The 14082-nt window shown below is 71.6% G+C and carries 14 protein-coding genes and 3 pseudogenes; 11 read left to right on the top strand and 6 right to left on the bottom strand.

Annotated features, from left to right (window positions below):
* Window positions 1-195: pseudogene (locus HF526_RS29670) on the bottom strand (FAD-linked oxidoreductase); the annotation flags it as partial.
* A 189-nt stretch (window positions 196-384) separates the two neighbouring features.
* Between HF526_RS29670 and HF526_RS37565 the strand changes: the two are divergent.
* From HF526_RS37565 to HF526_RS29660, 3 genes and pseudogenes are all read left to right on the top strand, one after another.
* Window positions 385-733 (top strand): annotated as a pseudogene (locus tag HF526_RS37565) (IS982 family transposase); the annotation flags it as partial.
* A gap of 121 nt (window positions 734-854) precedes the next feature.
* Window positions 855-1646, top strand: a complete 792-nt coding sequence (locus HF526_RS29665) for an IclR family transcriptional regulator (RefSeq protein WP_169384888.1) — start codon at window positions 855-857, stop codon at window positions 1644-1646.
* Between the two features lie 89 nt (window positions 1647-1735).
* Complete coding sequence (locus HF526_RS29660) at window positions 1736-2650, top strand: cation diffusion facilitator family transporter (protein WP_169384887.1); 915 nt, start codon at window positions 1736-1738, stop codon at window positions 2648-2650.
* A 148-nt stretch (window positions 2651-2798) separates the two neighbouring features.
* Here the strand turns inward: HF526_RS29660 and HF526_RS29655 are convergent, their stop codons facing one another.
* Genes HF526_RS29655 through HF526_RS29645 form a run of 3 tightly spaced genes read right to left on the bottom strand, consistent with a single transcriptional unit; the run spans window position 2799 to window position 5243 of the window.
* The gene (locus tag HF526_RS29655) at window positions 2799-3473 is read right to left on the bottom strand and encodes an MBL fold metallo-hydrolase (RefSeq protein ID WP_169384886.1); all 675 of its coding nucleotides are present in this window, start codon (window positions 3471-3473) and stop codon (window positions 2799-2801) included.
* 55 nt (window positions 3474-3528) lie between these two features.
* On the bottom strand, window positions 3529-4710 hold the full coding sequence (gene galT, locus HF526_RS29650; RefSeq protein ID WP_239029309.1) for a galactose-1-phosphate uridylyltransferase: 1182 nt from the start codon (window positions 4708-4710) through the stop codon (window positions 3529-3531).
* Window positions 4707-5243, bottom strand: coding sequence for a DeoR/GlpR family DNA-binding transcription regulator (locus HF526_RS29645; RefSeq protein WP_169384885.1), 537 nt, complete (start codon window positions 5241-5243; stop codon window positions 4707-4709). Before HF526_RS29645 ends, galT begins: the two co-directional genes overlap by 4 nt.
* A gap of 295 nt (window positions 5244-5538) precedes the next feature.
* On the opposite strand from HF526_RS29645, the pseudogene HF526_RS35875 reads away from it, so the two are divergent.
* The 3 genes and pseudogenes from HF526_RS35875 to uvrA all read left to right on the top strand — a co-directional run.
* A pseudogene (locus HF526_RS35875) lies at window positions 5539-5694 on the top strand (galactonate dehydratase); the annotation flags it as partial.
* Window positions 5636-5857, top strand: a complete 222-nt coding sequence (locus HF526_RS37145) for a hypothetical protein (protein ID WP_169384867.1) — start codon at window positions 5636-5638, stop codon at window positions 5855-5857. The pseudogene HF526_RS35875 and the gene HF526_RS37145, both read left to right, overlap by 59 nt.
* Before the next feature lie 337 nt (window positions 5858-6194).
* Complete coding sequence (gene uvrA, locus HF526_RS29630; protein WP_169384884.1) at window positions 6195-9116, top strand: excinuclease ABC subunit UvrA; 2922 nt, start codon at window positions 6195-6197, stop codon at window positions 9114-9116.
* A 231-nt stretch (window positions 9117-9347) separates the two neighbouring features.
* On the opposite strand, the gene HF526_RS29625 is transcribed toward uvrA, so the two are convergent.
* Window positions 9348-9827, bottom strand: a complete 480-nt coding sequence (locus tag HF526_RS29625) for an ester cyclase (RefSeq protein WP_169384883.1) — start codon at window positions 9825-9827, stop codon at window positions 9348-9350.
* A gap of 53 nt (window positions 9828-9880) precedes the next feature.
* Window positions 9881-10531 (bottom strand): class I SAM-dependent methyltransferase, encoded by a 651-nt coding sequence (locus tag HF526_RS29620; RefSeq protein WP_169384882.1) that lies wholly within the window; start codon window positions 10529-10531, stop codon window positions 9881-9883.
* A 229-nt stretch (window positions 10532-10760) separates the two neighbouring features.
* Here HF526_RS29620 and infC point away from each other — a divergent pair, with 229 nt between their 5' ends.
* The 5 genes from infC (at window position 10761) to pheS (ending at window position 14058) form a co-directional block, all read left to right on the top strand.
* The gene (gene infC / locus HF526_RS29615) at window positions 10761-11390 is read left to right on the top strand and encodes a translation initiation factor IF-3 (RefSeq protein WP_211177988.1); all 630 of its coding nucleotides are present in this window, start codon (window positions 10761-10763) and stop codon (window positions 11388-11390) included.
* Between the two features lie 74 nt (window positions 11391-11464).
* Window positions 11465-11659, top strand: a complete 195-nt coding sequence (gene rpmI / locus HF526_RS29610; RefSeq protein ID WP_169384881.1) for a 50S ribosomal protein L35 — start codon at window positions 11465-11467, stop codon at window positions 11657-11659.
* Window positions 11660-11753: 94 nt separating this feature from the next.
* Complete coding sequence (rplT, locus tag HF526_RS29605) at window positions 11754-12143, top strand: 50S ribosomal protein L20 (RefSeq protein ID WP_169384880.1); 390 nt, start codon at window positions 11754-11756, stop codon at window positions 12141-12143.
* Window positions 12144-12157: 14 nt separating this feature from the next.
* Entirely contained in the window at window positions 12158-13009 is an 852-nt protein-coding gene (locus tag HF526_RS29600) for a TrmH family RNA methyltransferase (RefSeq protein ID WP_169384879.1), read from the top strand.
* Window positions 13006-14058 carry a phenylalanine--tRNA ligase subunit alpha gene (gene pheS, locus HF526_RS29595; RefSeq protein WP_169384878.1) on the top strand — a complete coding sequence of 351 codons (1053 nt, stop codon included), beginning with the start codon at window positions 13006-13008 and terminating at the stop codon, window positions 14056-14058. The genes HF526_RS29600 and pheS overlap by 4 nt, the downstream gene beginning before the upstream one ends.
* Window positions 14059-14082 lie beyond the last annotated feature (24 nt).

Here is a 14082-nt window from a genome sequence, read left to right as displayed (position 1 = left end):
CTCCTCCTGGCCGTGGCCGAGCGCGGCCACGACGTCGGCGGCGGAGGCGCACTGCGCGACCACCGCCGGGCACCGGTCGATGTCGCCGTTCCAGATCGCCCGGGCGTCCTCGTAGCCCGCGTCGCCGGAGACGAGCACCGGGCCGGCCATCGCCGCCCGCAGTCTGTCGACCCCGCCGCTCATCGTTCGTGTCATGGCGCTCCTCCTGCCTGAAATGGAATCCCCGCGCGTTCTGTGAACTGGGTCACTGTGGCACGGGGGCTTCCGTGCAGGGGTGAAGACGCCCGACATGTCCACTATCGGACCATTGCGCCCGGCCTAGACGAGTAAGTCCTATCGGCGTGGTGGCCGCGGAGATGGCAGGAGGGTGTCGAGGATCAGTTTGTGACGACCGACCTCAACACCCTCCGGACCGCCCTCTACGTCAAGATCGACGACTACCTGGGTGGCCGCCCGCGAACGGGGCGCCCGCCGAAGCTGTCCGACGCCGAGCTGCTCACGCTGGCCGTGGCCCAGGCGCTGCTCGGGTTCCGGTCCGAGGCGCGCTGGCTGCGGTTCGTGCCCCGCGCGCTGCCCTGCGCGTTCGGGTACGTACCTACCCGGCCAGTCCGGCTACAACAAGCGGCTGCGCTCGGCGTTGCCGCTGATCAAACGACTGATCCGGGTCCTGGCTGCCGACACCGACCTGTGGACCGACCCGGTCTGGCTGGTGGACTCCACCCCGGTGGAGTGCTAGTACCGACCCACCTGCGCACCCGTCGAGGTCGTCGCGGCCGCGCTGATGTTCGCCACCGCGGCGCGCTGTGCCATGGTGCGGGCGACGATGCCCGTGGCGTGACGAGAGGGTTCTGGCGATGGACCGGGGAGACCCACCGCGCTCGTTGAGCGGGAAGTTGCTCGACGTCCTCGACGCGTTCTCCGCCGACGCCCCGGAGCTCTCGCTGTCCGAGATCAGCCGCCGCACCGGGCTGTCGCTGAGCACCACGCACCGGATCGTGCGGGAGCTCAGCGAGTGGGGCGGGCTCGAACGCGACGGCCGCGGGCCCTACCGGATCGGGCTGCGCTTGTTCGAGGTCGCCTCACTCGCGCCGCGCGGCCCGCGGCTGCGCGAGGTGGCCCTGCCCTACCTCGAGGATCTCTACGAGGCCACCCACGAGAACGTGCAGCTCGCGGTGCGCGAGGGGCTCGAGCTGGTGTTCCTCGAACGGATCACCGGACGTGACGCGGTGCGGGTGCTGACCCGGGTCGGCGGCCGGTTCTCGCTGCACGCCACCGGTGTCGGGCTCGCGCTGCTGGCGTTCGCACCGCCGGAGGTCCAGGAACAGGTGCTGACCGGGCCGCTGGAGCGCTGGACCGAGCGGACCGTCACCGATCCCGGGACGCTGCGCCGGATGCTCGCCGACGTCCGCCGCACCGGGATCGCGGTCAGCGACCGGCAGGTGACCATGGACGCGCTGTCGGTGGCCGCGCCCGTCGTCGGTGCCGACGACACGGTCGTCGCGGCGTTGTCGATCGTCGTGCACTCGGACGGCGCGTCCCCGGTCGCGCTGGCGCCGGCCGTCCGCACGGCGGCCCGGGGCATCTCCCGGGCACTGGGGTCGCCGACCGCGCGACGGCATCCGACGGGGGCCCGCCGCCGGGCGTGAGAGCGTGCCGCCGCGGTGCACCGTCTCCGGCCGATCTGCGGACCTGTGTCCCGGTCGACGGCGGCGGATGTCAACGCGACCATGGCGCGATGGAGTGGTCGGCTCGGTTTCCCGATGCGCGCGCCCTGCTCGTCTCGGTGTGGGTGTCTGCGGGCTTCGCGGTCGTCTCGTTGGCCTGGGGGCTGGTCATCGGCTCCCAGCTGATCGTGTTCGACGGCCTGTACTCGTTCGCCGGCGTCGGGTTGTCGTTGCTGGCCGTGCTGGCGCTGCGTACCGCCCGCAAGGGCCCTGACGAGCGCTACCCGTGGGGCCGGGAGGTGTGGGAGCCGCTGACGATCGTGATCAAGGCGGTCGCACTCGGCGGGTTGTGCATCTACGCGCTGATCGGGGCGATCGGGGAGCTGCTGCGCGGCGGTCGTGAGGTCGCCGCCGGCTGGGCCGTGCTCTACGCGATCCTGGCCACCGGCGCCGGCCTCGTGGTCTCGCTGTACCTGCGGCGGCGCGGTGGGCAGGGCTCCGATCTCGTGCGGGCCGAGGCCGCGGAGTGGATGGGCGACACGCTGCTCAGCCTCGGGGTGCTCGCCGGTTTCGCCCTCGCCCTGGTCCTCGAGCGGATCGGGCATTCCGATGCCGCGCGCTACGTCGACCCCGGGATGGTCGCGCTGATCTCGGCGGCGTTCCTGCGGGTCCCCGCCCGGCTGCTGGTGAGCGGACTCCGCGAGGTGCTGACGATGTCACCGGAACCCGCGATCTCCGAACAGTTGCGGTCGCGCGTCCGCGACGTCGAGTGCCGGTACCGGTTCGCCGAGTCGTTCCTGCGCACCTCCAAGGTCGGCAGCCGGCTCGACATCGAGATCGACTTCGTGGTCGACACCGCGTCGAAGGCGCAGAACGTGCGGGAGTTCGACGCCGTACGGCAGGACCTGCACGATCTCCTGCAGCCACTGGGCTACGAGAAGTCGATGATCGTCAGCTTCACGGCCGATCGCAGATGGGCCCTGTGAGAACCGCGGCGACCTGGCCGAGGCGATCGGCGGCGCGCTTCACCGGTCTTGCGGGCTGCGGATCGACCGGTGCCGGCCCGGAGCACTCGCGACACACGACGGGGCCGCCTCCGTCATCGGAGGCGGCCCCGGTCGGGTCGTGCTCAGCTCACCAGCCGCGTGCCTTCCACTCCGGCAGCGACGGGCGCTCCGTGCCGAGCGTGGTGTCGTCACCATGTCCGGGGTAGACCCAGGTCTCGTCAGGAAGCTCGCCGAACACCCGCGATTCCAGATCGCCGATGAGCGACGTGAATTCCTCGGGCGATGTCGTCCGGCCAGGACCGCCGGGGAACAGCGAGTCGCCGGTGAACAGGTGCGACCGGTCCGCGCCGCGGTAGAGCAGCGCGATCGAGCCGGGGGTGTGCCCGCGCAGGTGGATCACCTCGAGCTCGATCTCACCGAACCGGACCGTGTCGCCGTTCTCGACGAGCACGTCCATCGGGATCGGCAGCTCCGGGGCGTCGAGCGGGTGCGCGATCTGCCGGGTCTGGAACATGCCGGCGACCGCGCCGAGGGCCTGCCAGTGGTCGTGGTGCCGGTGGGTGGTGATCAGGTGCCGCAACTCCGGGCGCGCGTCGTCGGCGCCGACCAGGTCGGCGATCCGGTCCGGCTCGTTCGCCGCGTCGATCAGCAGCGCCTCGTTGGTGGCCTTGCAGACCAGCAGGTAGGCGTTGTTGTCCATCGGCCCGACCGAGACCTTGGAGATCGTCAGCGCGTCCAGGTCGCGGCGGATGGCGGCGCCGCCGGGATCGGTGTGCCCGCTGTACTCGTCGATGACGTCCACGTACGCAGCCTATCGGGACCGCACCGGCCGGGCTGCCCACACGATCAGCTACCGGTCAGGACGCCACGTCGCGCAGCCGCCGGGCGATGTCCTCGGGTGTGCTGTCGTTGATCCAGGCGCCCAGCGCCGACTCCGACCCCGCGAGGAACTTCATCCGGCCGGGCGACCGCATCAGGGAGAACAGCTGCAGGTGCAGTCGTCCCAGATCGCGGTCGGCCCCGACCGGGGCCTGATGCCAGGCGGCGATGTAGGGGGTGCGGTGCACACCGGGGAAGAACCGGTCGACCCGGCGGAGCAGCTCCAGGTAGACGGTCGCCAGCTCATCGGCCTCGGCGTCGTCGAGTGCCGCGAGGTCGGCGACGTCGCGATGCGGGGCCAGGTGCACCTCCAGCGGCCACCTCGCGGCGGCCGGCACGTACCCGCTCCAGTGCTCGCCGGTGAGCACCATCCGGCTCCCGGCCCGGCGCTCGGCGTCCAGGACGTCGGCCAGCAGAAGCCGTCCGGTCTTCTCCCGGTGCAGACGTGACTGCCTGATCAACGACTGCGTCCGCGGCGGCAGGTACGGGTAGGCGTAGATCTGACCGTGCGGATGCGAGAGCGTCACACCGATCTCTTCGCCGCGGTTCTCGAAACAGACCACCTGCCGGGTCGACGGCATCGCCGACAACGACCGGGTCCGGTCGGCCCACGCCTCGATCACGGTCCGGGCCCGCCGCTGTGACAGCTCCGCGAAGCTCGCCGCCGGGTCGCTGGTGAAACAGACCACCTCGCACCGCCCGCCTGTCCGCCGCCGTGGCCACAGCGGCTCGCCGTCGACGAACGACTCGGCCGGGTCCGCCGTGGTGTCATCGACCGTCCCGGCGGGGGGCTGGGAGAACGACGGGAACCGGTTCTCGAACACGACGACGTCGTAGTCCGGGGCGGGGATCTCGGTCGGCGGCCGGCCGGGCCGGGTGGGGGCGAGTGGATTCTCCTCGGACGGTGGCTGGTAGGTCCGGTTCATCCTGTGCGCGGCCAGGACCACCCACTCGCCGGTCAACACGTCATAGCGCACGTCGGACCGGGTGTGCATCACCGGCAGGGAGCGGGTGTCGATCTCGGACCGCGTCGCCGTGCCCGACAGGAACGGCTCCCGGTCGTCGAAATAGATCAGTTCGCGGCCGTCGGCCAGGCGGATCGAGGTCTTGCGGACACCGCGTGCGGGGGTCGTCCCGGTGACGGTGGGGTGCATGCTCATGCCGTCCCCCGGCCTGCGACGACGAGCTCACCGACCAGGCCGGAGAGCTCGTCACGCGCATCGTCGGCGATCTGGTCGTCGGTGATCAGGACGTCGATCTCGCCGAACCGGCCGGTGGTCTGCAGGGCGACCACACCCCGCAGCTCGTCGGCGACGGGCAGCGAGTTCGTCACGACGGTGAGCTGGGCGATGTCGAGCAGTTGCGTCGCGACGGCGTGCGTCGTGGTTCCTGCGGAGATGCCCAGGGAGCTGCCGGGGCGGACCAGTCTGCTGGCCGCCTTCGCGATGGCCAGCTTCGCCTCGACCTGCTGGGTCGCCTTGGTGGCGAAGCCCGGCTCGTGCACGCTCACCGTCCCCGGCAGGGCGGCACCGCCGTGCACCCGATCGACCAGACCCTGGCCGGCCAGCTCGCCGATGTCGCGGCGGATGGTCATGTCCGAGACGCCCAGCACGCTCACCAGATCGGCCACCTTGACCGCCCCGGTCCGGGTGACCTCGTCGAGGATCGGCTGCTGGCGCTGCCGGGCGAGCATGGGTCGGTTCCCCCGTTACGACGTGCGGGCCGCGGCTGCGGCGCGGGTTGCTCTGGTGATGCTGATCCTGCGGAGCGGAGCCACACAAAGTCGAACGCAACACCCCCGGCGCTCTCGCGCAAGCCCTCGTGCACAGGAGCACAGCAGTGCGACAGGCGCGGATAGCACTGGGTGTGTGCCCTGGTCGCCTGCTGGTCCCCGCCCCGTTGTACGAGGCCGGCCTGTTCCGCCTCGACGTCGGTGGGGCGGAGTCGACCGTGCGGCTCCAACTGCACGGGCTCGGCCACCGCAGCGCGTGGGGCGGACCTACCTCGTGCCGCCGCGGTGGCTCTTCCTGAAGATCGAGACCGACGAGGGCGTCGCCGGCTGGGGCGACCCGGTCGTCGCACGTCGTGCGCAGACCGTCGCCGCCGTCGACGAGCTGTCCGGCCATCTGGTCGGCCGCGATCCGCCCCGGCCGGGCCGCGCTCCACCGCCTGCATCCCGACGGGTCCACCCACCTGGTGCTCGACGGGGCCACGATCTCTGCCCGCGGGCCGGAGCCCGCGGCCGGTGCGGTGTTCCGGGCCCGGCCGGGGGTGACCGGCCTGCCGGCGGCGACCTTCGCGGGGTGACCTCCGCGGGCCGACGCGGACCGAGGGCGACGAGGAGTCGGCGGGCAGGGCCGGGGGAGGACGCATCGAACATGTGTGCGACTCTAGGGACGAGGTCCGACGGTTTCCCGACGTGACGTCCGGGACGTGAGGTTCGGGAATGATCGACGGCGGGTATCGCGTTGACCATACGGCCGGCTCGGACCCCGAAGGGCGTCCGCCGCACACCGGTGGTCGCCCACCGAGCGCGTGTCGGGCTGGGCGGTCCCTGTCGGACCCCCTGCTTAGCATGGCCGTGAGTGGAAGATCGGCGGGCTGACCCCTGCCGGTCGTCGAGTATTCCCAGGAGGCGCACACCGTGGCCGACCGTCTCGTCGTGCGTGGCGCGCGCGAGCACAACCTGCGCGGGGTCGATCTCGACCTGCCGCGGGACAGCCTCGTCGTGTTCACCGGACTGTCCGGTTCGGGCAAGTCCAGCCTGGCCTTCGACACGATCTTCGCCGAGGGCCAGCGGCGTTACGTCGAGTCCCTGTCGGCCTACGCGCGACAGTTCCTCGGCCAGATGGACAAGCCGGACGTCGACTTCATCGAGGGGCTGTCCCCGGCCGTCTCGATCGACCAGAAGTCGACCAACCGCAACCCCCGCTCGACCGTCGGGACGATCACCGAGGTCTACGACTACCTGCGGCTGCTCTACGCGCGCGCCGGCGTCCCGCACTGTCCGGTCTGCGGGCACGTGATCTCCAAGCAGACCCCGCAGCAGATCGTCGACCAGGTGCTGGCCATGGCGGAGGGCACCCGTTTCCAGGTGCTCGCCCCGGTCGTGCGCACCCGCAAGGGCGAGTTCGTCGACCTGTTCGCGACCCTGCAGACGCAGGGTTACTCGCGGGTCCAGGTGGACGGCACCGTCCACCCGCTGACCGACCCGCCGAAGCTGAAGAAGCAGGAGAAGCACGACATCTCCGTCGTGGTCGACCGGCTCGCGGTCCGGGAGTCGGCCAAGCAGCGGCTCACCGACTCCGTCGAGACCGCGCTGCGGCTGGCCGACGGCCTGCTGGTGCTCGACTTCGTCGACCTCCCCGACGACGACCCGAACCGCGAGCGCCGCTTCTCCGAGCGGATGGCCTGCCCCAACGGGCACCTGCTGACCCTCGACGAGCTCGAGCCGCGCACCTTCTCCTTCAACTCTCCCTACGGCGCCTGCCCGGAGTGCCACGGCATCGGCATCAAGAAGGAGGTCGACCCGGAGCTGGTCGTCCCCGATCCGGAGCTGAGCCTGGCCGACGGGGCGATCGCGCCGTGGGCCGGTGGGCACACCTCCGAGTACTTCGGGCGGCTGCTCAGCGGGCTGGCCGGCGCCGTGGGGTTCCGGATGGACACCCCGTGGCGCAAGCTGCCGGTCACCGCCCAGAAGGCGGTGCTGCACGGCACGAACGACCAGGTGCACGTGCGCTACCGCAACCGCTACGGCCGCGAGCGCTCCTACTACGCCAACTTCGAAGGCGTCATCCCGTTCCTCGAGCGTCGGCTCGACCAGACCGAGTCCGAGTCGCAGCGCGAGCGCTACGAGGGCTACATGCGCGACGTCCCGTGCCCCGCGTGCAAGGGCGCCCGGCTCAAGCCCGAGGTGCTGGCCGTGACGCTGAAGCACCGCGAACAGGGCGACCGCTCGATCGCCGAGGTCTCGGCGATGTCGGTCGCGGAGTGCTCGGCGTTCCTCGACGGCATGGAGCTCGACGCGCGGCAGTCGATGATCGCGGGCCGGGTGCTCAGGGAGGTGCAGGCCCGTCTCGGGTTCCTGCTCGACGTCGGGCTCGACTACCTCTCGCTCGACCGGGCCGCGGGCACGCTGTCCGGCGGCGAGGCGCAACGCATCCGGCTGGCCACCCAGATCGGGTCCGGCCTGGTCGGGGTGCTCTACGTGCTCGACGAGCCGTCGATCGGCCTGCACCAGCGGGACAACCGGCGGCTGATCGAGACGCTGACCCGGCTGCGCGACCTGGGTAACACGCTGATCGTCGTCGAGCACGACGAGGACACCATCCGGGCCGCCGACTGGGCGGTCGACATCGGTCCCGGCGCCGGTGAGCACGGCGGGCACATCGTGCACAGCGGCCCGGTCGCCGCTCTGGAGTCGCACGACACGTCGCTGACGGGCGCCTACCTGTCCGGGCGGCGGTCCATCCCGGTGCCGGAGAAGCGGCGCCCGGTCGACCCCGACCGGTCCCTGACCGTCGTCGGAGCGCGCGAGCACAACCTGCGCGGCATCGACGTGACCATCCCGCTGGGCGGCCTCGTGTCGGTCACCGGGGTGTCCGGTTCGGGCAAGTCGACGCTGGTCAACGACATCCTGGCCACCGTGCTGGCGAACAAGCTCAACGGCGCCCGGCAGGTGCCGGGCCGGCACACCCGGATCACCGGGATCGACAACCTGGACAAGCTCGTCCGGGTCGACCAGTCCCCGATCGGGCGGACCCCACGGTCCAACCCGGCCACCTACACCGGTGTGTGGGACCACGTGCGCAAGCTGTTCGCCGCGACCACCGAGGCCAAGGTCCGCGGCTACCAGCCCGGCCGGTTCTCGTTCAACGTCAAGGGCGGGCGCTGCGAGGCGTGCTCCGGCGACGGCACGATCAAGATCGAGATGAACTTCCTGCCGGACGTCTACGTGCCGTGCGAGGTCTGCAAGGGCGCCCGGTACAACCGGGAGACCCTGGAGGTGCACTACAAGGGCAAGACCGTCGCCGACGTGCTGGACATGCCGATCGAGGAGGCTGCGGAGTTCTTCGGCCCGATCAACTCGATCAGCCGGTACCTGCGCACGTTGGTCGACGTCGGGCTCGGGTACGTGCGACTCGGGCAACCGGCCCCGACTCTGTCCGGTGGCGAGGCCCAGCGGGTGAAGCTCGCCAGCGAGCTGCAGAAGCGCTCCAACGGGCGGACGATCTACATCCTCGACGAGCCGACCACCGGCCTGCACTTCGAGGACATCCGCAAGCTGCTGCTGGTGATCAACGGGCTGGTCGACAAGGGCAACACCGTGGTCGTCATCGAGCACAACCTCGACGTCATCAAGACCTCCGACTGGATCATCGACATGGGCCCGGAGGGCGGCTCCGGCGGCGGCACCGTCGTCACCGAGGGCACCCCGGAACAGATCGCGGCGCACCCGACCAGCTACACGGGGCAGTTCCTGCGGCACCTGGTGACCCCGCAGGCCGAGCCCGCGGCCCCGGAGCGGAAGCCGGCCCGCCGCCGGAAGGCCGCTGCGGCGACCTGAGGCCGTTCGGGGGGCCCGGACCGGTGGGACGACCACCGGTCCGGGCCCACCCGCGTCAGCGGGGGACGGGCTCAGGTCGTGGAGCAGGTGGCTGCGAGCCGGTCGGCCCAGCGGCCTGGCCCACCCCGCCTCATGATCACTGTCAGGCGCCGCTGACCGCGTTCCCCGCGGCCGCGGCCTCCCGCGACCGGCGCCGCGCCTCCCTGGCGGACGGCTGACGAGAAGCCGACGTCAGGTCGGCAGCACGCCGAGCTGGGTGAGCAGGTCGAGCTGATCGAAGTAGTAGCGGCTGCTGAGGATCTTCCCGCTGCGCACGGAATGGATCCCGGCGAACCCGATGGACACCTGCCGCCCGGTCGGCGCGGCCTCCGGCCCGTCGGCCGACCGCAGCGGGCCGGTGTGCGTGCCCTCGAAGACGCACTCCTCGACGCCGGCCGACGCATCCCCCATCACCGTCCGGGGCACGATCCGGAAGTCGGGGAACGCGGTCACGTACACCGACAGCAGATCGAGGGCGCCCTGGCGGCCCTTACCGGTGAAGCCGGGGGCGCTCACCTGGGAATCGTCCGTGTAGAGGGCCGCATACCCGTCACGATCGCGGGAGTTCCAGGTGTCCATGCGCGCCCGAGCCATCGCCTTGCCGTCCACCTGCCCACCTCCGGTCCGCACCAGCAGCCGGTCCGGACGGTAGGCGCGGGGCTCGCCGGCCACATCCGCCGCTCAGCCGCAACCGGCCGACCACCACCACGCCCGGGCAAGGTGGCTCAGCGCACCGCCACCCCGACCACCAGCGGCCGCACCAGCGCCGGCATCCCGCTCCACCGCCCGTGCTCGACCCGCTCGACGCGCAGCGCGTTCTCGATGTCCGCCAGGAGCGGCCGGTCGCAGCGGCAGCCGATGGCGAACCCGGCCCACGGCCCGGCCAGTCGCCGCTGCCATCGGCGCAACCGTGGGGTGTCGGCCAGCACGTGCTCACAGAACAGCAGGCGCCCGCCGGGCCGGAGCACCCGGACGATCTCCGCCAGCGCGGCGTGCGGGTCGGGCACCGTGCAGAGCACCATCGTCGTGACGACCGTGTCCACCGAGCCGTCCGGGACCGGCAGCGCGGCGGCCGGCGCGGCGAGCACCCGGACCCCGTCCCGGCCGGACGCGGCCACGCGGCGGCGCACCGCCGTGATCATCGGCGGTGACGGCTCGGTGAGCAGCAGTTCCGACACCGCGTCGGGGTAGTGCGCCAGGTTCAGCCCGGTGCCCGCGCCGATCTCCAGCACCCGGCCGCGGGCCTCGGCGAGCAGCGCCACCCGCCTGGCCCGCATGCCGTGGTGCTCGCCGAGCCACAGGAACCGGTCGTAGACACGGCCGACCAGACGCTCCCAGGCCGGGGCGGTGACCGTGTCGGCCGTCGGTTCATTCATGATCGGCATGATGCTCTGCGCACCGGCGAGCCGGTGCGTCGCGGTCGCGTCGAGACGCGCTGCGGCGCGGGGGACGAACCCGCCCCGCCGCGGTGGACCGTTGCGACCTGATATCCTGCGGAATGCGACCACCCTGTCGTGCGTTGTTGTCTACGTCAGGGCGATCAAGTGGAGCCCCGCTCCCACCCGTGCACTCCAGGTGCCCGGGTCCGGTCCGGCGTCGAGCCGTCTGTGCTCGTCGCATGATCGACGGGTCTTCGCTGTCGTCGCACCGCAACGACGTCGATATCAAGGAGACCCCATCAGCACAGAGACGCGCATCAACGACCGCATCCGCGTTCCCGAGGTCCGACTTGTCGGCCCGAACGGCGAGCAGGTCGGCATCGTGCGTATCGAGGACGCCCTGCGGCTGGCGCAGGAGGCCGAGCTCGACCTCGTCGAGGTCGCCGCTCAGGCCCGCCCGCCCGTCTGCAAGCTCATGGACTACGGCAAGTTCAAGTACGAGAGCGCGCAGAAGGCCCGCGAGTCCCGCCGCAACCAGCAGCTCACGGTGATCAAGGAGCAGAAGCTCCGGCCGAAGATCGACACCCACGACTACGAGACCAAGAAGCGCAATGTCGTGCGCTTCCTCGAGGGTGGCAACAAGGTCAAGGTCACGATCATGTTCCGTGGCCGCGAGCAGTCCCGTCCGGAGCTCGGCTTCCGGCTGCTGCAGCGGCTCGCCGAGGACGTGGCGGAGCTCGGTACGGTCGAGGCCGCGCCCAAGCAGGACGGCCGCAACATGACGATGGTGATCGCTCCGAACAAGAAGCCGGCCAAGCCCCGGCCCGCGGCTCCCACCGGGGAGGCGCAGGCCTGACGGCCTGCTCGGAACGCACCGCACGACAACAAGCAGACGTCCACCCCGGGACGTCACTGGTGAACGGAACAGTCATGCCCAAGAACAAGACGCACAGCGGGATGTCCAAGCGGGTCAAGGTGACCGGCAATGGCAAGATCATGCGGCAGCAGGCCGGCCTGCGCCACCGCCTCGAGGTCAAGCCCAGCACCATGACCCGTCGGCTGTCCGGCAAGGTTCCGGTCTCTCCGGCGGACGTCAAGCGGGTCAAGAAGCTCCTCGGCATCTGAGACGTCCGCCCCACTTTTTGCCCGCTGATCCGGCCGGTCGGAAACCTCGCGGCCCCCGACGGCCGACCGGTCGCACGAGAGACAGGACACCCCCATGGCACGCGTGAAGCGCGCGGTCAACGCCCAGAAGAAGCGCCGGACGACCCTCGAGCTGGCGAGCGGCTACCGCGGGCAGCGCTCGCGGCTGTACCGCAAGGCGAAGGAGCAGATGCTCCACTCGCTGAACTACGCCTACCGCGACCGTCGTGCCAAGAAGGGCGACTTCCGGCAGCTGTGGATCACCCGGATCAACGCCGCCGCCCGCGCCAACGGCATGACCTACAACCGCTTCGTCCAGGGCCTCAAGGCCGCGGGCGTCGAGGTGGACCGCAAGAACCTGTCGGAGCTCGCGATCAGCGACCCGACCGCGTTCGCTGCGCTGGTCGAGCTGGCCAAGGCCAACGTTCCCGCCCAGGCGTCGTCGCAGGACGGGACCGCCGCCTGAGCAGTCCCGGCACTGTGCTCGGAACTGAGCGAACCCCGCGCGTCGTAGCCGCCCGCAAGCTGCTGCGACGTGCGGGGCGTGACAAGGCACGGCGCTTCCTCGTCGAGGGCGCCCAGGCCGTCCGCGAGGCCCTGCACGGCGGCTCCCGGATGTACGAGCTGTTCGTGACCCCGGACGCTGCACAGCGCCACCCCGAGCTGGTCGACGCGGCGCGCGGCGCCGGCGTCCCGGTCTCGGAGATCACCGACAAGGCCGCGGCGGGGTTGTCGGACACCGTCACCCCGCAGGGCCTGGTCGCCGTCTGCTCGCTGCTGGACGTTCCCGTGGCCACCGCGCTGCGCGGCACCCCGGCCCTGGTCGCGGTGCTCGCCGGGGTCACCGACCCGGGTAACGCCGGCACCGTGGTCCGCGCGGCCGACGCCGCCGGCGCCGACGCCGTGCTGCTGGCCGGCGACACCGTCGACCCGCACAACGGCAAGGCGGTCCGGGCGTCCACCGGCAGCGTGTTCCACCTCCCGCTGGCCCGCGACCGTGATCCGCTCGCGGCCCTGCAGGCCTGCCGGGACGCCGGGCTCACCCTGCTGGCCGCCGACGGCCACGGTGAGCTCGACCTGCACGCCCCGGCCGCTGCCGCCGTGCTCGCCCGCCCCACGGCGTGGATATTCGGTAGTGAGGCGCACGGCCTGCCCGCGAGTGTGGCGGACGCGGCCGATCATCGGGTTCGGGTCCCCCTCTACGGGCGCGCGGAGAGCCTGAACCTGGCCACCGCCGCAGCGATCTGCCTGTACGCGAGCGCCGCGGCCCGGCGCACTACGATTTCCCACATTTCTCCCGCACATGAAGGTGAAGGCCAGCCAGTCCGATGAGCGAGACCACGATCGACCTGCTGCAGCCGGAGTCGCTCGACGGAGCCGTCACGGCCGCCGCCGAGGCCTTTGCCGCCGCCGCCGACCTCGCCGCGCTGGCCGCCGTCAAGCCCGCCCACCTGGGGGACAAGGCCCCGCTGCAGTTGGCCCGCCGCGAGCTCGGCTCGCTGCCCGGCCCGCGCCGGGCCGACGCCGGCAAGCGCGTCAACGCCGCGCGGAGGAAGGTCCAGGAGGCCTTCGACGCCCGCCGCGCCGAGCTGACCGCCGAACGCGACGCCCGGGTGCTGGCCGAGGAGGCCGTCGACGTCACCCTGCCCTGGGACCGCCACCCGCGCGGCGCCCGGCACCCGATCACCCAGCTCTCCGAGCGCATCGCCGACGTGTTCGTCGCGATGGGCTACGAGGTGGCGGAGGGGCCGGAGGTCGAGGCGGCCTGGCTGAACTTCGACGCGCTGAACTTCGGCAAGGACCACCCGGCGCGCACCATGCAGGACACCTTCTACCTGGGCGACCCGGAGAAGGGGCAGGACTCGGGGATGGTGCTGCGCACCCACACCTCGCCGGTGCAGGTGCGTGCGCTGCTCGACCGCGAGCTGCCGGTCTACGTGGTGTGCCCGGGCCGCACCTTCCGCACCGACGAGCTCGACGCCACCCACACCCCGGTGTTCCACCAGGTCGAGGGCCTCGCCGTCGACAAGGGCATCACGATGGCGCACCTCAAGGGCACCCTCGACGCGTTCGCCCGGGCGATGTTCGGCGAGAACTCCCGGACCCGGCTGCGGCCCTCGTTCTTCCCGTTCACCGAGCCGTCGGCGGAGGTGGACGTGTGGTTCCCGGAGAAGAAGGGCGGGCCCGGCTGGGTCGAGTGGGGCGGCTGCGGCATGGTCAACCCGAACGTGCTGCGCGCCGCCGGCATCGACCCGGACGTCTACTCGGGCTTCGCGTTCGGCATGGGTCTGGAGCGCACCCTGCAGTTCCGTAACGGCCTGCCCGACATGCGGGACATGGTCGAGGGCGACGTCCGGTTCAGCCGCGCCTTCGGCGTCTGAGGCCCTCTGATCCTCTTCACTTCC

Origin of the sequence: Pseudonocardia acidicola, assembly GCF_012911935.1 — a bacterium.
Classification (GTDB): domain Bacteria; phylum Actinomycetota; class Actinomycetes; order Mycobacteriales; family Pseudonocardiaceae; genus Pseudonocardia; species Pseudonocardia acidicola.
This window is presented reverse-complemented; position numbering and strand designations above follow the sequence as displayed.